The 23982-nt window shown below is 54.4% G+C and carries 28 protein-coding genes; 22 read left to right on the forward strand and 6 right to left on the reverse strand.

Going from position 1 to position 23982, the window contains the following annotated elements; all coding sequences use genetic code 11:
• Positions 1-58 precede the first annotated feature (58 nt).
• Positions 59-280 carry a spore coat protein gene (locus HPY71_03480; protein ID NPV52567.1) on the forward strand — a complete coding sequence of 74 codons (222 nt, stop codon included), beginning with the start codon at positions 59-61 and terminating at the stop codon, positions 278-280.
• Positions 281-529: 249 nt separating this feature from the next.
• Here the strand turns inward: HPY71_03480 and HPY71_03485 are convergent, their stop codons facing one another.
• Both HPY71_03485 and HPY71_03490 read right to left on the reverse strand, forming a co-directional pair.
• Positions 530-1264, reverse strand: coding sequence for an ABC transporter permease (locus HPY71_03485; protein NPV52568.1), 735 nt, complete (start codon positions 1262-1264; stop codon positions 530-532).
• 156 nt (positions 1265-1420) lie between these two features.
• On the reverse strand, positions 1421-2446 hold the full coding sequence (locus HPY71_03490; GenBank protein NPV52569.1) for an ABC transporter ATP-binding protein: 1026 nt from the start codon (positions 2444-2446) through the stop codon (positions 1421-1423).
• 660 nt (positions 2447-3106) lie between these two features.
• Between HPY71_03490 and HPY71_03495 the strand changes: the two genes are divergently transcribed.
• The 16 genes from HPY71_03495 (at position 3107) to HPY71_03570 (ending at position 17499) form a co-directional block, all read left to right on the forward strand.
• The gene (locus HPY71_03495) at positions 3107-3424 is read left to right on the forward strand and encodes a hypothetical protein (protein ID NPV52570.1); all 318 of its coding nucleotides are present in this window, start codon (positions 3107-3109) and stop codon (positions 3422-3424) included.
• Positions 3425-3630: 206 nt separating this feature from the next.
• A complete protein-coding gene (locus HPY71_03500; GenBank protein NPV52571.1) occupies positions 3631-4044 on the forward strand; it encodes a hypothetical protein in 414 nt (137 codons plus the stop codon).
• A gap of 50 nt (positions 4045-4094) precedes the next feature.
• Complete coding sequence (locus HPY71_03505) at positions 4095-4787, forward strand: substrate-binding domain-containing protein (GenBank protein NPV52572.1); 693 nt, start codon at positions 4095-4097, stop codon at positions 4785-4787.
• Between the two features lie 202 nt (positions 4788-4989).
• On the forward strand, positions 4990-6270 hold the full coding sequence (locus HPY71_03510) for an extracellular solute-binding protein (GenBank protein ID NPV52573.1): 1281 nt from the start codon (positions 4990-4992) through the stop codon (positions 6268-6270).
• A gap of 206 nt (positions 6271-6476) precedes the next feature.
• Complete coding sequence (locus HPY71_03515) at positions 6477-7415, forward strand: sugar ABC transporter permease (protein ID NPV52574.1); 939 nt, start codon at positions 6477-6479, stop codon at positions 7413-7415.
• Positions 7416-7490: 75 nt separating this feature from the next.
• Entirely contained in the window at positions 7491-8366 is an 876-nt protein-coding gene (locus HPY71_03520; protein NPV52575.1) for a carbohydrate ABC transporter permease, read from the forward strand.
• Entirely contained in the window at positions 8363-9454 is a 1092-nt protein-coding gene (locus HPY71_03525) for a uroporphyrinogen-III decarboxylase-like protein (GenBank protein ID NPV52576.1), read from the forward strand. Before HPY71_03520 ends, HPY71_03525 begins: the two co-directional genes overlap by 4 nt.
• A 79-nt stretch (positions 9455-9533) precedes the next feature.
• On the forward strand, positions 9534-10646 hold the full coding sequence (locus HPY71_03530; protein NPV52577.1) for a hypothetical protein: 1113 nt from the start codon (positions 9534-9536) through the stop codon (positions 10644-10646).
• A gap of 43 nt (positions 10647-10689) precedes the next feature.
• Positions 10690-11991, forward strand: a complete 1302-nt coding sequence (locus HPY71_03535; GenBank protein ID NPV52578.1) for an alpha-glucosidase/alpha-galactosidase — start codon at positions 10690-10692, stop codon at positions 11989-11991.
• Between the two features lie 207 nt (positions 11992-12198).
• Entirely contained in the window at positions 12199-14487 is a 2289-nt protein-coding gene (locus HPY71_03540) for an alpha-galactosidase (protein ID NPV52579.1), read from the forward strand.
• A 266-nt stretch (positions 14488-14753) separates the two neighbouring features.
• Positions 14754-15137, forward strand: a complete 384-nt coding sequence (locus tag HPY71_03545) for a winged helix-turn-helix transcriptional regulator (GenBank protein NPV52580.1) — start codon at positions 14754-14756, stop codon at positions 15135-15137.
• Positions 15138-15221: 84 nt separating this feature from the next.
• A complete protein-coding gene (locus HPY71_03550) occupies positions 15222-15584 on the forward strand; it encodes a hypothetical protein (GenBank protein ID NPV52581.1) in 363 nt (120 codons plus the stop codon).
• A gap of 23 nt (positions 15585-15607) precedes the next feature.
• Complete coding sequence (locus HPY71_03555) at positions 15608-15967, forward strand: DsrE family protein (GenBank protein ID NPV52582.1); 360 nt, start codon at positions 15608-15610, stop codon at positions 15965-15967.
• Between the two features lie 71 nt (positions 15968-16038).
• Positions 16039-16353, forward strand: a complete 315-nt coding sequence (dsrH, locus tag HPY71_03560; GenBank protein NPV52583.1) for a sulfurtransferase complex subunit TusB — start codon at positions 16039-16041, stop codon at positions 16351-16353.
• A 164-nt stretch (positions 16354-16517) separates the two neighbouring features.
• Positions 16518-16748 (forward strand): sulfurtransferase TusA family protein, encoded by a 231-nt coding sequence (locus HPY71_03565; protein ID NPV52584.1) that lies wholly within the window; start codon positions 16518-16520, stop codon positions 16746-16748.
• 241 nt (positions 16749-16989) lie between these two features.
• On the forward strand, positions 16990-17499 hold the full coding sequence (locus HPY71_03570) for a hypothetical protein (GenBank protein ID NPV52585.1): 510 nt from the start codon (positions 16990-16992) through the stop codon (positions 17497-17499).
• A 242-nt stretch (positions 17500-17741) separates the two neighbouring features.
• Here the strand turns inward: HPY71_03570 and HPY71_03575 are convergent, their stop codons facing one another.
• Both HPY71_03575 and HPY71_03580 read right to left on the reverse strand, forming a co-directional pair.
• Positions 17742-18161, reverse strand: a complete 420-nt coding sequence (locus HPY71_03575) for a type II toxin-antitoxin system VapC family toxin (GenBank protein ID NPV52586.1) — start codon at positions 18159-18161, stop codon at positions 17742-17744.
• Entirely contained in the window at positions 18154-18402 is a 249-nt protein-coding gene (locus HPY71_03580) for an AbrB/MazE/SpoVT family DNA-binding domain-containing protein (GenBank protein ID NPV52587.1), read from the reverse strand. Before HPY71_03580 ends, HPY71_03575 begins: the two co-directional genes overlap by 8 nt.
• A gap of 258 nt (positions 18403-18660) precedes the next feature.
• On the opposite strand from HPY71_03580, the gene HPY71_03585 reads away from it, so the two are divergent.
• Entirely contained in the window at positions 18661-19077 is a 417-nt protein-coding gene (locus HPY71_03585) for a hypothetical protein (GenBank protein ID NPV52588.1), read from the forward strand.
• A 35-nt stretch (positions 19078-19112) separates the two neighbouring features.
• On the opposite strand, the gene HPY71_03590 is transcribed toward HPY71_03585, so the two are convergent.
• Positions 19113-19784, reverse strand: a complete 672-nt coding sequence (locus tag HPY71_03590) for a hypothetical protein (protein ID NPV52589.1) — start codon at positions 19782-19784, stop codon at positions 19113-19115.
• Between the two features lie 496 nt (positions 19785-20280).
• On the opposite strand from HPY71_03590, the gene HPY71_03595 reads away from it, so the two are divergent.
• The 4 genes from HPY71_03595 to mntR all read left to right on the forward strand — a co-directional run bounded on the left by HPY71_03595 (position 20281) and on the right by mntR (position 23739).
• Complete coding sequence (locus HPY71_03595) at positions 20281-20649, forward strand: ferrous iron transport protein A (GenBank protein NPV52590.1); 369 nt, start codon at positions 20281-20283, stop codon at positions 20647-20649.
• A 96-nt stretch (positions 20650-20745) separates the two neighbouring features.
• Positions 20746-21687: an iron transporter FeoB gene (locus HPY71_03600; protein ID NPV52591.1), complete on the forward strand. Its 942-nt coding sequence runs from the start codon at positions 20746-20748 to the stop codon at positions 21685-21687.
• Complete coding sequence (locus tag HPY71_03605) at positions 21632-23128, forward strand: ferrous iron transporter B (GenBank protein ID NPV52592.1); 1497 nt, start codon at positions 21632-21634, stop codon at positions 23126-23128. The genes HPY71_03600 and HPY71_03605 overlap by 56 nt, the downstream gene beginning before the upstream one ends.
• 113 nt (positions 23129-23241) lie before the next feature.
• The gene (mntR, locus tag HPY71_03610; GenBank protein ID NPV52593.1) at positions 23242-23739 is read left to right on the forward strand and encodes a transcriptional regulator MntR; all 498 of its coding nucleotides are present in this window, start codon (positions 23242-23244) and stop codon (positions 23737-23739) included.
• A gap of 30 nt (positions 23740-23769) precedes the next feature.
• Here mntR and HPY71_03615 read toward each other — a convergent pair whose 3' ends face one another.
• A complete protein-coding gene (locus HPY71_03615) occupies positions 23770-23910 on the reverse strand; it encodes a hypothetical protein (GenBank protein NPV52594.1) in 141 nt (46 codons plus the stop codon).
• Between the last annotated feature and the right edge of the window lie 72 nt (positions 23911-23982).

Consider the following 23982-nt stretch of genomic DNA (forward strand, 5'->3'; position numbering starts at 1 on the left):
CAGCCGCAATCTCATGGCTGTAATCCCATAAGTAAATTGGATGAAGGGAGGAAGTAACATGCCATTTCCGGCGGGGTTCAATGATAAGGACATGGTAGGCGATTTGCTCTCCAGTATAAAGAGCATGTCAGCTGGTTACCACATGGCAGTGCTCGAGTCGGCAAATGATGGGATTCGCCAGACCTTTAAGAAGCTTCACGACGACCAGATCCAGCAGGCGAAGACCCTTTTCGACACCATGAACACCAGGGGCTGGTACCCGGTCGAGCCCGCCCACTAGGGATACGCTAGGAGGGCAGGGGAACTCAGAAGGAATCCGAGTCAGAGGCGCAAGCAGGAGGGGGTAGCTCATGCCCGGATATGCAATGTGCGATATGAAACTGCGGTACGCGGCACGCGCAGGGCAGGGCCACCTACCTCCACTTTTTATTCCCAGGCTAAAGCAGGGTCTAAAGCAGGATCAGCTGCCTCCCCGCTTTCTCGTCCCGGCCTCCCGCCCCGGCATTGACTAGTCATAGTCATTTCGTTGTCAGCCGATCTGGGTAAGTATCCTCTCCCTATTAAACATCCGTATGCCGATGCGAAGGAGCAAGATATTTACCGCTACGCCCACAGCCAGCACCTCCGGCGCGCTCTTACCTATGATATCCAGAATCTGCGGCGCCTTGTAGACGACCAGGAAAATGATAGGGAGGTTTATGAAGGCCCCGACCTGCTGCGCCGACCTCATGCTGGTGGAGCGCGCTGAAAGCAATACGGCGCAGGCCACCATGAAGAGGATGACGAGTGGGACGAACAGGGCGGTGCGGCCGATCACGGCGAGATCAGGCGAGAACGGCATTCTGTATTTGAGCCGCGCGAAGCCGAAGCTCGCCCCCAGGAAGACCGCCTGGACGATAGCAACCAGCACGAGCGGGGGGATGAACGAGCTTATCACCTTGCCCACAAATAATTCCCGGTTGCTTATGGGCGCGGCCAGGAGCGGCTCGATCGTCCGGTTCTCCTTCTCGCCCACGAAGCTCGCGAGGGCGAGCTGCATCGAAAATGAGGCCGGGAGTATGCTCGAGAGCAAAAACCACACCGGAAACATGGTGCTTGCCACCCCGGTTGGCAGGGCCCTCACCGTGCTCATGCTGATATAGGCGTAGAAGATGGGAAGGGCCAGGCCCGTCACCACTGTTGTGTATACAAACCTGGTGTCCTGGAAGGTTTCTTTCAATTCACGCGCTGCGACCAAAAACGTCTTATTTATTTTTACTTGCATACTTACTGGGATGTTTGCTGGCATATAACCATATCTTCCCCCGTCTTCTATTTTATTTCTATTTCATCTAGCTTAATTTGACTACAATCTTTCCCCCTGATCATTTTTCTTATTAATCTTCTTAATCTTCCGAATCAGCTTCACTAATCTTCCGGATCACGTTCTCCATCGATCTTCATTGGCTGCGGCTTGCATGATTGATCGACTTTCCCCAGTGTCTTCTCCGTGCGTTTCCTGGCGGCTCACGATTTCGAGATAGATATCCTCCAGGCTCCGCGTGGTTTCTTCGCAGGATATCACGGCAAACCCGCGATTCAGGAGGCTCCACAGGAGCTGCGGGTTTGTTGAGCACGGGTCCTCTGTAGAGAAGACTATGGAGACGATAGAGACGACGCTCGACGGGGCGCCAGGGTATTGACCTGCAGGGCCCGCCGCGCCTTCCTGTCTCACATTTACCACTCTCTTTACACCCGCGGTGTTCTTAACGAGCTCGATAGCATCGGCGATGAGGTCTAGGTCTCTCATATCTATCGTAATCCTGAATTCCTGCTCTCTGAGCCCCTCTGTTTTTAGATCTTCGGCGCGCGAATATCGCAGAAGCTTTCCCCTGCTTATTATCCCTATATAATCGGCAAGGCGCTCCGCCTCATCCAGGTTGTGCGTGCAGACCAGTATGGTGCGCCTCCGTTCCTCTTTGAGGAATAGGATATAATCCCGGAGCACCCTGGCGCTCTCGGGGTCGAGGCCTGAGGTCGGCTCGTCCAGAAAAATGACCCTTGGGTTGTGCAGGAGGGCACGCGCCAGGGCGACCTTCTGCTTCATCCCCTTGGAGAAGCTGCCGATTCTCTTGTCGCGGTGATCCTGGAGGTCGAAGAGACGCAAAAACCGTTCGATGCGTGATCCCAGCTCGGCGCCTGGTATCCCATAGAGCCGCCCGAAAAATGCGAGGTAGTCGGCCACGCGCATCCTGTCGTAGAGGCTCGGACTCTCCGTGAGCACCCCCACCTGGCCCCGGATGCGGTCCTCGTTTCCGCGGAGCGGGAGCCCCGCCACAGTAGCATCCCCCTCGCTGGGGTAGATGAGTCCCGTGAGCATGCGCACCGTTGTAGTCTTCCCGGCGCCGTTGGGGCCCAGCAGGGCCATGATGCCGCCGTCGGGGAGTGCAAATGAAATTCCATTCACCGCAATTTTCCCATTGAATCTCTTGGTCAGGTTACGGCATTCTATCAGATCTGCTCACATCCCATCCAACTCACTCTCTAATTCCTACCCCAAATTCCGCTTGGCCATATCCCCTGAGAATTATCATACTCTCATAATCCCATAATCCTCGTATAACTACAATTTATCCTATTCGATTCCTATATTGTTGTCAATTTGGATTCCGTTACCCCGTTACCTCAGTACCCCAATACCCCGCTACCCCGCTAGTATCTCGGTACCCCAGTACCCCAGCGCCTCGGCACCCAGCACCCCGTTGCCTCGGTACCTCACAGCATGCCCACCATCTATTCGGCCTCAATTTATAAATCCATGTTCTACAGCCATATTCTGCGATCATTAATCCGCCTCTACCATCGTTGAATCAATATTCATCGGTCATCCGGTGAGCATTAATTTACCATCGCAATCTGTCATCCGGTGAATATCGGTTCGCCATTACGGTCAGTTACCCGGTGAGCACCAATTTGCTGTCATGATTAGTCACCCGGTGAGCACTAATTCATCGCCACGATCAGTCACTCGATGAACATCTGATAATCGGGTGATACTCGGGAGCATTTATTTTAGAATCCCCAAAAAATGTTCAGGATTTTCGTTACAGATATAGAATAATATGGTATGAATATGGTTCCTAGAGACGTGTTGCTGGATGATGCCCTCGGTATACATGGAAGAATCCTATATGTAGTCATTGCGCTGAATGCCGTTGAGGGACAATGCATAACCCGAATTGGGGAGCTTATGAGGTTGACCGGGTTCCGGAGCCCAAATACAGTCAGGCGATACCTGAAGCTATTGGTAGACAGGGGTTGGGTAGAGCCTATTAAATCTGATACTAAGTATAAGGCCATAAATTTACACCGGTTTACCAACACGTCCCAGGGGTTACCGGTGTTGCGTTCCGGGGACGGCGCGCTTGCGGCGCGCCTCCGTTGAAATTTGGCGCGAGGGCATTGCCAAATTTCAAAGGCCCCGTCACGCAAGCACCGGTAACCCCTGGAAAAGTGGCGATGATTTTTGGACTTATACTTAGATGGAAACTGGTTGTTAAACCTCGGAACCCAATCCGGGAGGCTAGGATACGCAAGGCTGAAGAGCTTTGGAAGGCACTGGGTGAGACAACCAATATAGGGGAATTTCTTATGAAGTCGTGGTTGGACCTGCTAGTGGATGACAAGGATTATGAGGATAATGCCAGACCTGATTTCCTGAAAAACCCGTTAACCGAGCAAAACTTGGAATATGATCGCTACTACCGGAGGGGGGTGGCATTCGAATTCAATGGACCCCAGCATTATGGCCCAACTGAGCGCTATCCGAATAAGAGGGGGGCCAGAGAGCGGAGGGCGCGTGATCTTGTGAAGAAAGCGCTCAGCATTGAGAATGGGGTCCAGCTGGTAATTGTCCATTCCCAGGACTTGACGCCCGCAAATATGGTCGCCAAGATTGGGAATCTCCTTCCATTGCGCGAATTTGACCCCAATGATCCCTATGGGACTGCCTTGCATAAGGCATCCAGGGCCTATATAAGACGTGTAGCGGGGAGATCTATCTGATAGTCAAATACCTGATAGCTAATATCTGATAATTAGATAAATATACCAACTTGAGGCAAAATCGGGGTAGAGTCGATGGTATCGTTCTCTCACTGCCTGGCGATGACTCGGTGTTTGAGCTGGTGGAAGTGTTCAAGGACAGGGGCATCCCAATAGTGAACTGCCAGGGGTCCAGGAAGATACAGGGTGTCGACAGGGTTATATGTGACGACGCCAGAGGCGGTTATCTGGCGGCGAAACACCTTGCAGACTTTGGGCATCGACGAATCGGCATAATAGCTGTAAAGGGCAGCACGACGAGTGCAATACGGCTGGATGGGTGCCGGGGAGCGCTGGATGAGGCTGGGATCGATCTCCCACCCCAACTGGTGGTCGAGGCCCCAGATTTTTCAGAGAAGGCCGGCTACACCGGGACAAAGCTTCTATTGATGCGCGGGGAACGTCCTACTGCCATAATCGCATCCAACGACTTGATGGCCCTGGGCGTATTGGATGCCCTTGGAGAGGAGAATTTAGGTATTCCCGGGGATGTATCTGTAGTTGGCTTCGATAATACATTCGCGACTGTCACGCGGCCACGTCTTACAACAGTGGGACTCCCGATGTATATGGCCGGCCAGATCACCGCCCAGCTCCTACTGGAGCGGATCGACGGGCGTTACCATGGTGAGCCGAGGGAAGTGAGTTTACCTGAGGAGCTCATCCAGAGGGGGTCCACGGCCCCACTGAAGATTCTAACTTAATACCCAAATAACAATGCTCGGAGAAAGCGAGGCAATATTCTGGTGGAGATGAGGCAATATCCTGGTGGAGATAAGATAATGCCCGGGGGAAATAGGGGGCTTCAGCATCAGGGGGAGGTGATGTTTCGTAGAAAACTAGACGTGAAGAGGGAAGAGAGTAGTCTCCTGAAGTAATTCACTAATTTGAAGGAGGAGAGAAGAGATGAGTCTCCGCAAAAGAGGGAAAACGGTGCCCAGTGTGTTAATAGCGGCAATTCTAATTCTGTGCTTCGCTGGAGTATATGCGCAGGCCGCCGAGACAATAACCGTGTACGGACCGTGGCCTGACGTAGCGGACACTATTCGCGACCTCTATAACCAATTTACAGCCCAGACCGGTATCAAGGTCAAATGGGAGCCCGCCCAGACGGATTTCCCATCCCATGTGACTAAGATAACAACCCTCCTCAGCTCTGGGGATGGAAGCTACGATGTTATATGGCTGGACGATCAGATAGTCTGCAACGCCGGAAAGGCCGGCTGGCTGGAGCCGCTCGAGGGGAAATACGCCTTGCCCAAGGGGTATCTGGATGACTGGCCGGCTGGTGTTGTGCATGATTCAGCATATGTAAACGGCAAGTTATACAGGGTAATAGGCCAGGTGGAGGCCATGTGGACATTTTACCGGAAAGACCTTTACAAAAAGGCCGGGGTTGCTCCGCCAGCGACCTGGGATGAACTGGTGCAGGTCGGCAAGAAGCTGACTTCTGGCGAGGGTGGGGCGGGCAAGCGATGGGGCCTCTTGATAAGCGGCCAGAAGGGCGGTATGCTTTCAAACGAATTGACACTCTACATGCTGCAGGCAGGTGGCTCCTCCATCGATTACAGCCTTCCTGGTTCCAAGGTCGCTCTCCAATTCATGTATGATCTTGTATACAAGCATCATATAGCTCCTGAGTCTTCCTTTGCCACTGACTACAACCTGGCCGCCGAAGGCTTCAAGAAGGGCATCTGGGCTACCTGGTTCACCTGGCAGGGCTTCTACAGCGTGTTCAAGAGCGATAAGCAGTTCATAGCGGACGCGCCTATCGATGACAAGGTGGGGGTGACCAGGGCTCTAAAGGGCCCGGCGAATGATTATACGATCTCCGGAAGCTGGGGATGGACCATCAATAAGTTCTCGAGACATAAAAATGCGGCCCTCAAGTTCATCCTGTTCCTTAGCTCCGTTGATGCCCAGAAGGCCTGGGCTAAGGCTGGTCGCCCGCCGGCGCGCCTCTCGGTGATGAAGGACTCCGAGTTATGGAAGGTGAACCCACCTAACAAGCTGTGGAGCGATTACGGTTCCACCGTTCGCGGCCGGCCTCTCATGACGGTGCCGCGGACGAATGAGGTTATGGAGGCGCAGGAGGACTGGGCCCACAAATTCCTCACTGGGCAGGTGGATATAAATACCGCGCTTACACAGGGCGATAAGGCGATGAAGGCTATAATGAAAGAATAAGAGGGCTCGAGTTTGAGGGGGACCCGGCCTATGGTAAATAGCGATATATCGATAGCGGTATATTGGCCGGGCGGTATATTGAGTAATGGTATGCCGGGCCCCCGGCTGCTATTTGATGTTTTAGCACTTCGGCGCGCCAGCGGGATCGCTTGGTTGAGTCGCCTGAGGTCCAGGGGTCAAATGCTTGAAAGAGAGGTCGAACCATCATGAGCTTAGCTGAGTATCGAAAGAGCTTGGCCGGCCATCAAAAGCATCAAAAGCGCGCCGTATATAGGGCGTTATTCCCGTGGTTGCTTATCTTGCCTGCGGTGGCTCTGCGGGGTTTTACGGCGGTCTATCCGATCGCAGACACATTCCGGCTCTCGCTCACAAATCTTCACTTCGTCCGCGGCACCAATGATTTCGTGGGGCTCTCTAATTATATTGCTATTTTCCATGATGCAAAAATCCTAGATTCTTTGCGCTTTACATTCATCTTTACTATACTCTCAACCGGTCTGCATTTTATCGCCGGCCTGATCATCGCATCGCTCCTGAATCTTCCCCTCAGGATCAAGGGGCTCTTGCGCACGGTTAACCTGCTTCCCTGGGCTATCCCGACCATCGTAATGGCTATAGCCGGCCAGTATATGTTCCAACCTGAATTCGGACTGGTCAATGATTTATATAATTTCCTTTTCTCCACCCACTCGAGGCCGGTCTGGCTAAGCTCGGTTTGGGGCGCGCGATCCGCGGTGATCCTGGTTGATGTATGGAAGAATGTTCCCTTTCTTGCCATTGTTCTCCTGGCGGGCATGCAGGGAATCCCCCTTGAACTCAATGAAGCTGCGAGAGTCGACGGAGCTTCGGGCTTTAAGATATTTACATCCATAACCCTGCCGCTCCTGGCTCCCACTATGGTGACTATGGCCATCTTCGTATCTCTCTTTCGTCTTTTCAGTTTCGACCTTGTCTACGGCCTGACCAAAGGTGGGCCCGGCACCGCTACATCGCTCCTCGCCTATCGAACCTATTACGATGCCTTCAATGCCCTGAGTTTTGGCTATGCCGCCACAACCGCTTTCCTGCTTTTTAGCATGGTCGCGATATTGGGCCTGATAGGATTTGGTGCACTGCGATTCGTGGAAAGACGATATGGAAGTTGAAGTCGGGTTTATTCAATTTAACCGGGGCGCCGGTGACCGGGACGCCGGCCTGGATCGGAGTAGGAGGATGAATATATGCCCAGCGGATTTGGTAAACCAGCGGCATCCAGACGTATAAGCTCGAGGAATCTTCATTTAGTAGTGTTAGGAGTGGCTATATTCGGGTTTCTCTTTACCGACCTCGTACCCGTATACTGGATCGCGCTCTCAGCATTTACCCCGAGAGGCGAGCTATTTGCAGATAAGTTCAGGTATCTGCCGCTCCACGTTAGCATCGAGAACTTCCGTCTGGTATTTGAGAGCATCCCGTATGGCCGATATTTCCTGAATTCACTAATTGTATGCTTCTCGTCCACCCTCATCGTCAGTATCGTAAGCTTCCTGGCGTCGTACCCCTTCGCAAGATTGCGATTCCGCGGTCGCGACTTCGTATTCATGCTGTTTCTCGCTTCGATGATGCTCCCGCCGATGTCGACGGTTATCCCCCTATTTAAATTATTCCGGGATTTTGGCTTGCTGAACACCCTGGGGGGCTTAATACTTGTATACTCAAGCGCTCTCTTGCCGTTTACTATTTGGATTTTTACGAGCTTCTTCCGCCAGGTGCCCGCTGAGCTGGAGGACGCCGCACGCATAGATGGTGCCGGGTTTGGACACATACTCCTCCAAATAGTTGCCCCGCTAATGCGGCCTATTTTGTCGAGCATGTTTATCATAAACTTCATTTCAGCATGGAACGAGCTGGTCTGGCCGTTGATCTTTTGCACCCGGACTGATGCAAAACTCCTTACAGTCGGCCTGACTGAGGCCGCGACTACCCAGTCTTTCTATACCCCATGGGAGAATATAAGCGCTATGGCGGTCATGATGATCGTCCCGGTCACTGTCCTGGTGCTTGTCTTTCAGCGCCAGATAATGGCAGGCCTGATGTCGGGGGCGTTTAAGGAGTGAAGCTTGATATGACACCACGGGAGAGAATCCTCGCTGCGATAGACCGGACCTCTGTCGATCGTATCCCCGCAGACTACTGGGGCACGGATGAAGTAACCGCGGCCCTTATGAGGCATTTCGGGGTATCTGACGCCAGTCAGCTCTGGCGGAAACTCAACATAGATAAGATCATAAACGTCGGTCCCCAGCATACAGGCCCAGTTCTCGATGGTGGAGACGGCTCGAGGCGCGACTACTGGGGGGTAGGCTACAAACCCCAACCCTACGGCAGCGGCGCCGGAGCCTGCGATGGCGTCTATTATGAAATGTGCCATCATCCCATCGGTCATCTCAAGACCATAGAGGAAATAAAGGCTGCCTATGAGTGGCCGAGGGCAGACTGGTTCGATTTCTCTGGTGTGGCCAGGGAATGCGATAAATACCCCGATTACGCCATAGAGGCAGGTTATATTGCGCCATTTTACATGTTCAATAACATCCGCGGCCTCGAACAATCCCTGATCGACCTCGCGGCGGATGAGGAACTCTCGAGATACATAATCGATAAGGTGTGTAGCTTTCTCTATGACTATCATGAGCGGCTCTTCGAGGCGGGGAGGGGCAGGATAGATATAACGCAGGTAACCGATGACTTCGGAAGCCAGACGGGGCTCCTTATCAGCATAGACATGTTCAGGAAATACTTCAAGCCCCACTATAAGCGCTTCATAAAGCTCGCCAGGGATTTCGGCATAAAGGTATTTCACCACGATGACGGGGCCATGAGGCCGCTCATCCCCGAGCTCATAGAGCTTGGCATAGACATCCTCAACCCCATCCAGTCAACCTGCCCTGGAATGGATCGTTCGGAGCTCAAGCGCGAATTCGGCGGGAGGCTGTGTTTTCATGGTGGTGTTGATAACCAGAAGGTCCTGCCCTTTGGCACGGTCGATGAGGTAAGGCAGGAGGTTATAGACTGCCTCGACCAGCTCGGATCTGACGGCACCGGGTATATCCTGGCGCCCTGTCATAATATCCAGCCCAACACGCCGATTGAGAATATACTTGCCATGTATGAAGTCGCACATGAGTATTTCAGGGGTGCATAATAAACGTCAGTCAAGATCATCAGTCAAGCCAGTTAAGTTAGTTGATCATAAGTTAGTTGGTCAATAGAGGAGAGGCCGGGTGATGTTGATGCTATATAAAGAAGATTGGGAGGATGTTGCCCGCCGTTTTGAAGCCTGGTGGGAGGGGGAGGTCATCGATAGGGTGGCTCTCCAGGTGACAGCCCCGAAAAATGGCTATCATGGTAGATCCTATGCCCGGGAGCCTCATAGCGAGATCCCGTCCCTTGAACCCCTTAAAGATCCAAAACGCCGGTGGACAGATATTGAATATGTCATAGCAAAGAATGACGAATATTTCCGGTCGACCTTCTGGGGAGGAGAGGCGTTTCCCTGTCTCTGGGTGAATCTAGGCCCCGACATTTTTGCCGCTTATTTAGGATGCGAACTCAGTTTCGCTGAGGATACGACGTGGTCGCGGCCGTTTATTGACTCATGGGAGCCGTTCCCGCGAATTGAGCTCGATCCGGAGAATGCATGGTGGCGGCTGACAAAAGAGATGACGGCCGCGGCCGTAGAAGCAGGGAAGGGGAAATACTTCGTTGGGATTACGGATATCCACGGCGGCGGCGATGCCCTGGCGGCAATGAGGGGGCCTGACAGGCTATGTATTGATTTACTGGAAAGCCCCGATAAGATCAAACGGGCTATGGAGAGCTTAAAACCCATCTGGTATACCGTCTTCGAGGAGCTTCACGAGATCGTCCAGCGGAGAATGAAGGGGTCGTCGACCTGGTTGAATGTATGGTCCCCGGATCGCATGTACCCACTTTCCTGCGATTTCTCCTGCATGATATCGCCCGATATGTTCAGTGAGTTCTTCTTGCCGGAGATTATCGACCAAGCCAACTGGCTTGATCATTCCATCTATCATTTAGATGGACCGGGTGCCATACCCCACCTGGATTTGTTGCTGGAAATGGAGAAACTTCATGGAATACAGTGGGTGCCAGGCGCCGCCTCCGAGTCGATGCTGAAGTGGGTGCCGCTGCTCAGGAGGATCCAGCGCGCAGGGAAGATACTCCATCTCTCGGTGATATCTGAGGAGGTGGAGCCCCTGCTCAGAGAGCTTTCCCCGGAAGGCTTGATGCTTTCGACGTCGTGTGATTCCGAGGAGGATGCGAGACAGCTCCTTGAGATCGCAGTCCGGGCGGTTTCCCGTCGCGCTGGCTAAGTCAGGTCTATTATATTGAGAGTTGGGATGAGGAGGGATTCCAGTGCCTAAAATCGCAATGATCGGTGCAGGAAGCGTAGTATTCGCCAAGAGGCTCATATATGACATCCTTTCGTTTCCCGAGCTTGCGGGGAGCACAATTTCTCTGATGGATATCGATGCAGAGAGGCTGGACCTCATCGCCAGGCTCGCCACCAAGCTAGCCGAGCAGGAGGGGTTCGACGTTAAAATCGATGCGACCCTCGACCGCAGGGAAGCGTTGAAGGGGGCTGATTACGTCATTACCATGATCCAGGTCGGCGGGCTGGAGGCGTATGAGCTTGACATAGATATTCCCATGAAATACGGGATAAAACAGTGCGTAGGGGACACCCTCGGGCCGGGTGGTGTATTCCGGGGTTTGAGAAGCATACCCGTATTCCTGGATATCTGCAAGGATATGGAGGAGCTATGTCCTGACGCTCTTCTCATCAACTATACCAACCCCATGGCCATGATAACGTGGGCTATAAACCTGGCTACCGGCATCAAGACCGTAGGCCTCTGTCACAGCGTCCAGGGGACGGCAGCCCAGCTTGCAAGCTATATCGGAGCGCCTAGTGAGGAAGTGTCCTACTGGGTGGCCGGCATCAACCACATGGCATGGTTCCTGCGCTTCGAATGGAATGGCCGGGATGCTTATCCCCTGTTATTCGAGGCTATGGGGAGGCCCGAGGTCTACAGCAAGGACAAGGTCAGGTTTGAGATGATGCGCCATCTCGGATATTTCATCACCGAGTCCAGCGGCCACCTGTCAGAATACGTGCCGTATTTCCGAAAGCGCAATGAGCTTATCGACGAATTCTGCACGGAGGGTTTCGGCGGGGAGACAGGCTTTTACCTGCGCCACTGCAGGGAGAGCTGGAAGCCACATTATGACCGGATAAGGAAGCAGATCGCAGGGGAGGTACCGGTAGACGTCGAGCGTTCTCATGAATACGGGGCGTATATAATCCACTCCATCGAGACCGGAACGCCGCGCCGCATAAATGGCAATGTGCTAAACAGCGGAATTATAACGAACCTGCCGCAGGGTTGCTGTGTCGAGGTGCCCTGCCTGGTTGATGACGCAGGGCTCCACCCCTGTTATATTGGCGACCTTCCCTCTCAGTGCGCGGCTCTGAACCGGACCAACATCAACGTGCAGGAACTTGCAGTCAGGGCAGCCCTTGAGCGTGACAGGGACCTCGCCTTTATGGCCGTGATGTTCGACCCCCTGACGGCGGCGCTGCTCTCGCCTCGCGAGATACGCAAGATGGTCGACGAAATGTTCGAAGCGGAGGCCCGGTACCTGCCTGGCTGGTGACACCAGGGTAGTGCGTACGCACAAGGTTACAAAGCTTCGTCACTTATGGGGCGCACCTCAGGCGCACCTCAGGCGGCGCGTTGGTTGGCGAGTAAGTAGGTCTGCGCGCTCAGGAGAGGCGGGCCGGCTAACGCCTGGCCCTGGTTAATGCTAAGACTATATCGGGAGTGAGAGGGGTTGCCTGTAACTTATTTGGATGACCGGAAGATGTGGATACTGGAAACAGAACGGATGGCCTATGTGATGGGGGTCGACGGGCAGGGCGGGTTTCAGCATCTCTATTGGGGCGACCGGCTCCCAAGGGTTTCAGATTACCCTGTGCCTGCGCCCACCCATGCTCGCGCTGGCTCCCTGAACTCCTGTCACCCGTTTGAATCGCCGCGCAGCATGGTATATGAGGAATACCCTGCGTGGGGCGGTATAAAATACACGGAGCCATGCCTCAAGGCTTCCTATTCCGATGGGGTAAGGGATGTAGTGCTGGTCTACGAAACACACTGGCAAGCGACGGCCGCCAATGCGACGGCCGCCAGTGGAGCCCCCGGGCCCAAGCCTATACCTGAACTCACAGTCGTCCTAAAGGACCCCTACTACAACCTGAGGGTGAAGCTACATTACAGGCTTTACGAGGAATTCGACCTCCTGGAGCGGTATGCCGAGATCGAAAATGCGGGTTCCGGGGATGTGTCGCTCGAACAGGTTCTATCCGGGGCATGGGCGTTGCCGCGGGGCACGGGCTACCGCCTCACATATCTCGCCGGCCACTGGGGGGCGGAGACTCAACTCCGCAGGATCGATATTCAGCAGGGCAAATTCGTCCTCGAGAGCCGGCGGGGCTTCACGAGCCACCAGGCGAACCCGTGGTTTGCCATTGACCCCCGGGAGAGGGCGGGCGAGGAACACGGGCAGGTGTGGTATGGCGCCCTGGGCTGGAGCGGGAACTGGAAGATCGTGGTTGAGCATACATTCCTCCAGCAGCTCATCGTCGCCGGGGGCATCAATGATTTCGACTTCAGCTGGCTCTTGGAGCCCGGTGAGGTATTTACCACGCCTGCGTTTGTGGGCGGATACACGGCAAACGGATTCGGGGCTGCAAGCCGCAATATGCACAGGTTCCAGCTGGAGCACATCCTGCCGGAAAGCCACAGGCACGAGCTGCGGAGGGTCCTCTACAATTCCTGGGAGGCGACGAAGTTCGATGTCTCAGAGGAGGGGCAGGCCCGGCTGGCCGAGAAGGCCGCTTCCATCGGCGTCGAGCTGTTTGTGATTGATGATGGGTGGTTCGGGGCTCGCAATGATGATACGGCAGGCCTCGGCGACTGGTATGTCAACCAGGAGAAATTCCCCAGGGGGCTTAAGCCCCTCATAGATAAGGTAAACAGCCTCGGGATGGATTTCGGGCTGTGGGTCGAGCCGGAGATGGTAAACCCCAATAGCGATCTCTACAGGGCGCACCCCGACTGGGTCTACCACTTTTCAAATAGGCCGAGGTCCGAGCAGCGAAACCAGCTGATATTGAACATTAGCCGGGAGGATGTCAAGGAATATGTCTTCCAGTGTCTGGATAGGCTTCTTACTGAGAATAACATCAAGTTTGTGAAGTGGGATGCGAACAGGCACTTCAGTGAGCCGGGGTGGCCGGGGGCGCCCGTGGGGAGGGAGAGGGAGAGGGAGATATGGGTGAGGCACGTCCAGGCTGTGTATGAGGTTTTGGAGCGCCTGAGGCAGCGGCACCCCGATGTAATCTTCGAATCCTGCTCTGGCGGCGGTGGAAGGGTGGACCTGGGCATCCTGCGCCGGGTCGACCAGGTCTGGACGAGCGACAATACAGATGCCTTCGACCGGCTCAGGATCCAGGAGGGGTTCTCCTATGTGTATTGCCCCAAGGTGATGGTGGCCTGGGTGACTGATTCACCTAATTTTATGAACGGGCGCAAGGTCTCCCTGTCTTACAGATTCCACAGCGCCATGATGGGGAGCCTTGGCATAGGCGGCGATCTCAACGAGTGGTCACCGGAGGAGATGGAGCTGGCCCGGCAGAAGGTCGCGGAGTACAAGGAGATCAGGCATATAATCCAGGAGGGGGAGTTATACCGGCTACTGTCGCCCTCGGAGGAGGAGGCTATCAGGGGCGCCTGCACCAGCGTCAGTGCCGGCGCCAGTATCTCGGCCGTGCAGTATGTATCCCTGGACCGCAGCGAGTCCGTGGTTTTCGCCTTCCTGCATTCCCAGCAATTCAGAGCCCAAATGCCCCGGCTGAAGCTGCGGGGCCTCGACCCGGAAGCCGTGTATGAAGTGACCGGGGCGGGGATTGAGGGGACGGTTATCCGGCTGAGTGGAAAGGCCCTGGTGAGCCTGGGCATCGAGATCGTCCTGGGAGGCGATTTCGATAGCAGGCTGATCAGGATAAAAAATGCACACCCCCTATGTTCAAGTATCTTTTTAAAGGTGTGCCGTCAAGAATGTTACCAGGTGGCCGGGGGTGATGGTAGATAATTGCCGTCACATGAGATGCTGAGATACATCATAAAGACTAAAATGGAAATCCTTGTACACCACAAAAGTTACATACATCCGGCCATCGCCAGGGTGTTGACAGATTTCCGCTGGTGAGGTAGAATTGGGTTGCAGTGACATATTAATAATCCTTAAAATATCGTAATACCCCCCGACATATAATCATATTAATATTGTAATATCGCAAGATATAACTCTCACCCCCGGCAAAGCGGCTATATCAATGGGACGAGAGGTGACGAGGGATGCTGACTCCTGAAGAATGCGAAGCCGTCGCCCGTTTCCTGCAGGGCTTTTCAAACCCGGTGAGGATCCGGATCCTGTGCGCGATACACCTAGCGGAGAAGGGTGTTAGCGAGATCGCACGGGAGATAGGCGAGAAGGAATCCAACATCTCGCAGCAGTTGCGCGTTCTCGAGGCTAAAGGATTTGTGATGAGGCGGCGCAGCGGGCAGCACGTATTTTACCGCATAAAGGATTCAGCGATATGCGCCGTGATGGAGCGCGTGAAAGATATAATCCTACCATCATCTTCATGGCCTGAGCTTAAACTCGATAAGCCTGAACTTGAAAAGCCTGAACTCGAGCAAAATGCGCAATGCCCGGCCCAATTAATTGACAGTCGATGATACCTGGCGGGCATTGATGGTCGATGATCGCTGGCAGGCGGCAAGGCCGTGCCGGTCACATAAACAACGGCGGAGGTGGATGCCGTGAGCGAGGCAAGGCATCTGTGCATAATCATCCAGACCGGTCCCTACCTTTCCGAGAATTTCGATTTAGCCTACAGTCTCGCAAAGGCCGCCCGTTCTACGGGGGATGTCGTGAGCATCTTTTTCTACGTCGACGGTGTGGGTTGCCTGAATCAGAAAATCTCATCGCCGGGAGAGAGGAATATCGCGGATATGGTTCGAGAGCTCGCGGAGGCTGGCGTCAGGGTGGCAGGTTGCGGGGCGTGTGCAAAGTTTCGCGGGATAACCAAGGATATGGTGATTCCGGGGGCTCACATGGGCAGCCTGGTCGACCTGGCCGAGATGCTGAGCGAGGCCGACTCGGTGATGAGCCTGGGGTTTTAGGGAATGGAGGTCAAGATACGGGGGTGAGAGCGACGAACAGCATTATGGTAGTAATCACAAAGGGACCGTACGGCACAGCCCTTGATGCAGAAGGGTTCCGGTGCGCCATAGGCTGCGCCGGGATGGATATCAAAACGACGCTCGTGCTGCTGGATGATGGCGTTTTCGCCGCGCTCGGGGGTCAGGATCCTTCCGCCATCGGCATGAAGCCCATGGGCGAGGCGATAGGAAACGCCGATTCGTTTGGCATCGAACTCCTCGTATGCAGGGAATCCCTTGATGAGAGGGGCATTTCTCCCGACAGGCTCGTCGGGGGGAAAGTGGTTACACTGGAGGAGATCGCGGCCGCTATGATGGCGACTGACGGAGTGATCCGGTTTTAAACCGGTTCGATCCAGGGGGGGTAGGATGGCTCGATTCAGGGCCCAGGTTTGAATCCATGGGGGTGTGTCCTTTGGCTTTATTCATAATATCGAGGTCGCCCTTCGAACGTGATGACTACAAGACGATTTTGAGGCTCGCCGGGATGTCCGAGGGCTCAGATGTGGTGCTCATCCAGGATGGCGTGATTGCTGCGGAGAGTGCTCCTCCTACGTTCCGGCAAATGGCGGAGGAGGCCAGGGTCCGCGGGGTGAAATTTTACGCGCTGTCAGAGGATCTGGCGGCGAGGGGGTTGACAGCCGGCGGGATGACGGAGATTTGCGACATGAAGGTCATCGACATGCGAGGGCTTGTTGAGCTCGTTTTCAAGCATAGGAAGGTTTTCTGAGATGAGCTTTTCGATTCCCTGAGGAGCTTTTTGACCTTGTCGGGCTTTGGTTATTGGCTTTGGTTATTATAGGGAAATCTTAGGAAAATCTATAGGATTTAATTTGTAGGGAATTATATCAGGAATCAGGGATAGGTCGGAACCATAACCTGGGGGTGAGTTGAATGAAGGCAGATGAGGTGCTCGATGCTAGAGGGCTGCTCTGTCCGATGCCAATTGTGAGGTTATCCCAGAAGATCAAAGGAATAGAGGCCGGCGCCATCCTAGAGATCGATGCGGACGATGAGGGCGCTAAGGCTGATATCCCTGCGTGGTGTGGGAAAACAGGGAATGAATATCTCGGTATGGAGGAGGCCGGTGGGTTCTACAGGTTTTTTGTGCGGAAAGTAAAATAGTATTAAGCAAAATAGTATCAAATCTATCAGGCCTAGGCCTATCAAGACCCAACGCAGGCACGCAAACGCGAGGTAAGGTAGAATAGGCAAAACGCAGATTTACGGTGCTTTAGTGTATGCAGTACATGCTGTTATATCAGTACATGCTACACTACGAAAGGAAGCACTACAGCGGGAGGGAGGAGAGGCTATGACACAGGAGGCACAGGATCAGGCCAGGGTGGATGGGGCGCAGGATAAGATGCGGGATCGAGTGCAGGATAGTAGGGCGCAGGACGTGCGCGACAAAGTATCTATCATATGTTTCAGCGGCGACCTCGATAAAGCCATGGCCGCTTTCAACATCGCCACGGGAGCGGCTGCCTCGGGTATGGAAGTGACGATGTTCTTCACGTTCTGGGGGATCAATATCCTGAAAAAGCCTGAGGGGCGCAAGGGGGCCAGCACCCTCCTGGGCAAGATGTTTGACATCATGCTCCCGAAGGGCCCCGCGAAGCTTCCCATCTCCAAGATGAACATGGGCGGGATAGGCGCCGCCCTCATGCGAAGACAAATGAGAAACAAGAAGATCCAGCCATTGTCTGAGTTCATCCAGATGGCTAGGGAACTCGGTGTGAAGATGGTCGCTTGCACCATGTCCATGGACGTGATGGAGATCCCCCGCGAAGACCTCACCGGCGTGGATGAGTTCGCTGGCGTGGCCGCTTTCCTCAAGGAGGCTTCGGAGTCCAGGGTAACATTGTTTATCTGATACCTTATCATGTCATGAATTTATAGCACTCTTTGAAAACCCATACCTACCTGGGAGAAATGTTTATCCTCGGTGAGAACTTGCTTTATTTGGCAGAGTAATCATCATTAGGCCGTTTGCGGGGATCCTTTCCGATAGGATAGGGCATAGAATACCGGCTTGCCTTGGGGTTTGCACTGTGTACACTGGCCGCCCTGGCCATGGAATAGGCCATTGTGACCGCGGATTTGCCGGGCGTGCTCTTATTTCTTGGGTTTCAATGGCAACCACAATACCCTCAGGAGGCCCTTGTTTTCCAAATGAGAAAACTCGGGGTCACCTGTCACTAAAACAGCCTCTAGCTCCTGAGCCAAGGATGCCCCAAAGCAATCAGCGAAAGACAGTCCCCCAAGCGCCTTAAGCCTCGCCGCCGCCTTCGCGCGTTCCCAGGGGCATTCCATCACCTTTATTTTAGGCGTATCAAGAAGCTTGGCCTCAAAATCCAATGCTGCCTGCTCACCAGATTCCCTCGATAAGATGTAGAATACTTCGCCAAGGTTTATTACGCTCACAAATATCTCGGTGTCGTCTGCGGAAATTATATCCTCCACATTTTGAGCGCCAGGTTCGTCCTGGAGAAAAGCCAGGAGTGCGTAGCTATCTAGGATGTATCTTCTAGGCACGTTCGTTGTCCTCCCTGGCCCGCTCCAACTGCCGTTCCCGAAGTAGAACGCGGGTCAAATCAGCGCCCCCCTTAAAAGCCCCACGCAGCCGCAGCAGCGGGTACCGCTCCAATGGTTCTATTATTATCTTGCCATCCTCGTCCTTTACCAGCAGGCGGTCGCCCTGTCGCAAGTTATATTTCTGTCTTATCTTTCCAGGGATGACTATTTGCCCCTTCCTAGAAATAATGATGATGGCCATCATTTGTCCCCTTTTCTTACCCATACTATTATCTTACCATGATTAATGTAAGACAAAATGGCAGTAAAGTCAAGAGGAGAGGGGGCCAAACTTTTGGGCGCAAGCTTTTTGAAACTCAAGTGACAATCCTTGGATACATAGATACGCTCACTCTGTCGCAAGGGTGCGTAACGCAACAGAGACGCAACGCATAGTCTAGTGGTAGGATTGGGGTATTTCCTTGACATATTCGATTCCGATTGGAGATGGCGTTGGAATATGCTGTTTGAGATGGCATCGCTCCGGCGACGATCATCACAACGCGCGCTGCAAGAGGAACGACCCAGGAGGAGCAGAGCCGAGATCCTGGAGCTCGGGGTGGAAGGGGCTATTGCGGGCGTGGCATTTGTAATAGGGCCTGCGCTCGTCACAGGAGAGGAGAGAATCGAGGTGCTCGGCCCCCAGCTCACGGCGGGAGCAGTGAGTGGGTTTTGGGGCGGCATTCTTACAGAAGTCTTGATAGAGCGTGTACATATTTATGTCGGGATTGCCATCGCCGGCATCATAACGGGAATTCTATATCAGGTCATTATTCAGTTGTGGCCAAAAGAGAAGAAGGAAGGGGGGAGGAAAACGGCGGCCCTCCAGGGCTTCCACCCGGACCCCCTCTTGGCCCCCCGGTTTGGAATCAGGTAGGCGTAATTATCTAGCCCGTAGTTATCCGGCGGTGACTATTCAGTGAGTACCTCATGGAGCGCGACCAGGAGCTTCGCCCTGCTAAAAAGCTCTTTCTGGTCTTGCTCTGATATACCGGCTCTGGTTAGGCCAGACCGGACCTGGCCAGAGCAATTTTCTATCGCGATCTTTAGAAATCTCACGAAATCCGAAATCCCGGCCGCCTCAGCCTCTGCTGAGTGGCGCCCCGCCGAGGCTCCGCTCGGTGCATCAACGGAGGGATTTAAACGTTCACAGTCTTGAACTGCCATTTCACTGGAGGCGCCTGCCGAAATTGGAGCGTCTGCACAATCCGCACAAACACCCGTGCAACCAAAGATGGGCAGCGTGAGCTGCAACTCAATCGCGGGCGTGATCGTAGTAGAATCGCCGCCGCGAGCGCGTGCCTCAATGCCAACGGCTTTAATGCCTTGCGCTTTCCATTCTTCCACCCGTTGGATGAATCTAACCTCGTCCCCTAGCGGCGTGTCCATGATTGCTGCGAGCTCCTGCAGCAGAGCATCCCTTAACTCATCCTTTTCCTCTTCTTCCTCTTCGGGCACGGAGGTGCGCAGCATCCGGACCAGGATAGCCTCCTGAGCCGCATACTCCGCGGAGCGCTGAGGGAAGATATGAGATTTCTCCCGAATATCCCCAAGTCTTGCGAGGATGTAACCCCTGGTAAGCATTTAATCTAGCACCTCATCAGTGAAACTTTACCATTCCCAGAGCTATTTCTACCCAAAGAATGCCCGGGGAGAATATCTTGGCGTACTCTCACAAGCTTTAAAAGTTCTGGCCGAAGGCGTAGAATCCTGCCAGGAATATGCTCGGAAAGTCATCCTCTGGCCGCTCTGACAAGGTACCACGCTATGCCCCGGAGACATAGTATGTAGCGACATTGGGTTCGATACAGGGCCGGCCCCCAGCCGCATCCCGGTCCGAGATTTAGCGGCGTGCAACTATTTTGCACTGGGTTCATAGTAGAGGCCGAAGTATAGGCCATATTCTAAGCGGGGCTAATCTGGGGTGATAGCGGCTTTTAGTAACGTTGGTGGCAGTTAGACTTCGCTCGTAGGACGAAATATACAAGATATACTGGCAAAATATTCATGGAGCCTGAAAGAATTAGGAGAAAGAGGAGAAAGAGTGGGGGATGTAGGCATGGTTGCTGGTGCGATACGCATGGTTGCTGGTGCGAGGCAAGGAAGAGCGGGAGAGGCGGTTTCGGCAGCTAAAAACGGCGGCGAAATCGGCGGTGACTTGCGCCTGTGCGACCTGCCTATGGGCGAGGCGGGCATCGTAGGTGAGATCCTGGCAGGCGGCATCGTGAGACGAAGGCTTCTCGATCTCGGCCTGGTGCCCGGCACCCGGGTTTACGCCGTGCGGCGTAGCCCGGCCGGGGATCCGACTGCGTTCCGGATTCGCGGGGCGGTCATTGCGCTTCGCAGGGAGGAGGCCGCACGGGTCCGCGTGTGCCCCGCGCAGCAATTAGATTTGGATAAGGGTAGCGTAACAGGTGGCACGCAACGTAGCGTGCGTAGCATGCAATGAGCAATGGGCAGGATCGAGAAGAGGGGTCATAGCGATAAAGGGGCACCATAGCTAACCAGCAGGCGAAAGAGCAGGCAAAGGAGCAGGGGAAAGGAGATGGCCCAAGTGGGCTCAAAGCACATCCAGCACGTCATAGCGTTGATGGGAAATCCAAATACGGGGAAAACCACGGTTTTCAATGCGCTTACCGGGTTACGCCAGCACACGGGAAACTGGCCCGGGAAGACCGTATCGCGGGCTGAGGGGAGGTATACTCACAAGAGCAGGACATTTGTGCTGGTGGACCTCCCCGGGACATATTCGCTTCTTGCTAATTCCATCGAGGAGGAGATCGCCCGTGACTTCCTGTGCTTTGGGCGGCCAGATGCGGTCATCGTGGTGGTCGATGCGACATGCCTCGAGCGAAACCTGAATCTCGTGCTTCAGGTTATCGAGATCACCAGCAAGGTGGTGGTATGCGTGAATCTGATGGATGAGGCACGTCGCAAGGGAATATACGTGGATGTTGAGGGCCTTCAACGCGAACTCGGCGTCCCGGCTATAGGGACGGTCGCTCGCACCGGGGAGGGATTAATTGAGTTGATGGATGTTGTCGATGATATCGTAACTGGCGTACGCGTGACCTCTCCAAGATGCGTCGCCTATGAACCTGAATTGGAGGATAGAATACAAAGGCTTTTGCCGGGCATCTCCGAAGCAGTTGGCGATCAACTAAATCCTCGCTGGGTGGCCCTGAGGCTCATAGAGGGGGATATGACCACAATTGACATGATACAGGACCTGGCACCGCAGGTAGCCCCCAAGTTAACCTCACAACTACTCGGGCGGCTGCCCGAAGAGGTTGACGATGGTGACTGGGAGAATAGCGGAAATAATAACGGATACAATGACTGGAATAATGGCGGATATAGTGGATATAGCGGATATAATGGTGGGAATAGAAACAATGGTAGGAATAAAGGAATGATCTGGAGGAACCTCCATGAGCAGGGTAAGGGGCGCCGGACCCAATACCGGCATGGTTACCAGAGAATCTAGATCACACCCCAGGTCGACGCAAGAGCAAAAACTGGCGACTAGCGGGACCAGCGAAACCAGCGAGACCTGCGATATCCGCGACCACATAGTGAGCAGCATCTACAGGCGGGCCGAGGCTATCGCCCGCCGGGTTGTGCAGCGTGCTGATAACACCAGCCCCTGGGACCAGAGGTTGGACGATATCCTGACATCGCGTCTGTGGGGCTACCCTGTAATGCTTCTGTTGCTCGGCATCGTCTTCTGGATAACGCTCTCGGGGGCGAATTACCCGTCTCAGGCGCTCGCGTCCTTGCTTTTCGGGATAGAGGCGCGCCTATCCGGACTCTGCATGAGGCTGGGCGCGCCGGACTGGCTCCACGGCTTCCTCATCTTTGGGGTCTATCGGGCCGTCGCGTGGGTTGTCTCCGTCATGCTGCCTCCCATGGCTATATTCTTCCCGTGCTTTACCCTGCTCGAGGACCTGGGCTATCTCCCGCGCGTGGCCTTCAACCTCGATAGCCTCTTCAAGCGCGCCGGAACGCACGGCAAGCAGGCGCTGACCATGAGCATGGGCTTCGGATGCAACGCGGCGGGCGTTATTGCGTGCCGCATCATCGATTCCCCGCGAGAGCGTCTGATCGCCATCCTGACGAACAATTTCGTCCCCTGTAACGGCCGGTTCCCGCTGCTCATAACGCTTGCGACGATATTCATGGGGAGAATGGGCGAGACCACAGCGTCGGCCGTGGAGCCCGTAGATTCAGGTGTGCAGGCCGCCTGCGGCAGCACGGCCGCGGCTGCAGCTGTTGTGGTGGGGCTCGTGCTGGTCGGGATCGTGATTACGCTCCTGGTATCCTGGTTCCTCTCCAGGACGATCCTGCGCGGCGTTCCGTCATCGTTTACACTTGAGCTGCCCCCATATCGAAAACCACAGGTCGGCCGCATCCTCCTCCGGTCGCTCATCGACAGGACGGCGTTCGTCCTGCAGAGAGCCGTTACCGTGGCTGCGCCTGCCGGGGGCATCACCTGGGTCCTGGCCAATACTTACATCCAGGGCCAGAGCATTATAGCTCATACGGCGGCCCTTATCGAGCCGTTCGGCCGGGCCCTGGGGCTGGATGGCTTCATCATAATGGCTTTTATCCTCGGCCTCCCAGCCAACGAAATCGTCCTGCCAATCCTTCTTATGAGCTATCTCTCGGCCGGCAAGATGCTGGAGGTCGAAAGCCTCGAAGCCCTCAGGGCCCTACTTGTCGAGGGGCACGGGTGGACCTGGTTGACGGCGCTCTCTATGATGCTTTTCTCGCTCCTCCACTTCCCATGTGGCACGACGCTGTGGACGATACGCAAGGAGACAGGCAGCACGAAGTGGGCGCTCGCCGCTGCCGCCCTCCCGTTGGCCGTCGCATCCGGTGTATGTTTCAGCATTACCTGGGCGACGAGGCTTTTCGGATTGCCCTGAGTTTCCTCTGCCTTGAGTTTTGGCGGCACTGGCGCGCACTGCTTAGCTTAAACTGTCGAACTGCTTGAAAGAAAAGCCGCAAAGACCTGTGGAGCGTGGAGCGAGGTGGTATCATGTTAACTGAGAGCATGGAGGACTATCTTGAAATGATCTACAGGATGGTCCAGGAGAGGGGCTCCCTCCGTGTGGTTGAGCTCGCGGAGGCGCTGGATGTCCAGCCCTCATCGATCACGAGAATGATTCAGAAAATCGATGAAGCCGGCCTTGTGCGATATGAAAAGTACAGGAACATCGTTCTCACTAAGCGGGGCGAGGAGATAGGGCGGTTCCTGGTGTGGCGCGACAAGATGCTCAAGGATTTCCTACGCGCCCTCGGCACAGTCCATGGACTCGACGTTGACGGGCAGGTTGAAGGGATCGAGCATTATATTACCCCCGCCACCATGTGCCTCATACGCAACCTTGTAGATTACTTTCGCAATAACCCCCAACGAGCCCTGGAATTAAAGGCGATGGCAGAGGGTGGGGAGAATGATCCGGCGAAATACCCAGACGGCGTTGAACTTGCGGAGCTGCGGGCCTGGAGCTACCGGCACGCGAGAGACGATTAACATCTCTTGGCATCTTAGTATCTTAGCGCCTCAGCGCCTTCTTGCCCCCGTCCTGAGAATAGCCACCACATAAATATCATCTTCAAAGATCATCTTCACCGTTTTCTCAAGAATCCCCGGCATGGCTTTGACATAGCCATGATTGGGGGGGTGAGCCTCATTGTAACCCATTGTAATTCGATGTCGCTCATGGTATACTCATGGTATAATATGGATGCGATAGATGACAGAGCAGGTGAGTCT

It is taken from the genome of Bacillota bacterium, from assembly GCA_013178125.1.
Classification (GTDB): Bacteria; Bacillota; SHA-98; order Ch115; family JABLXJ01; genus JABLXL01.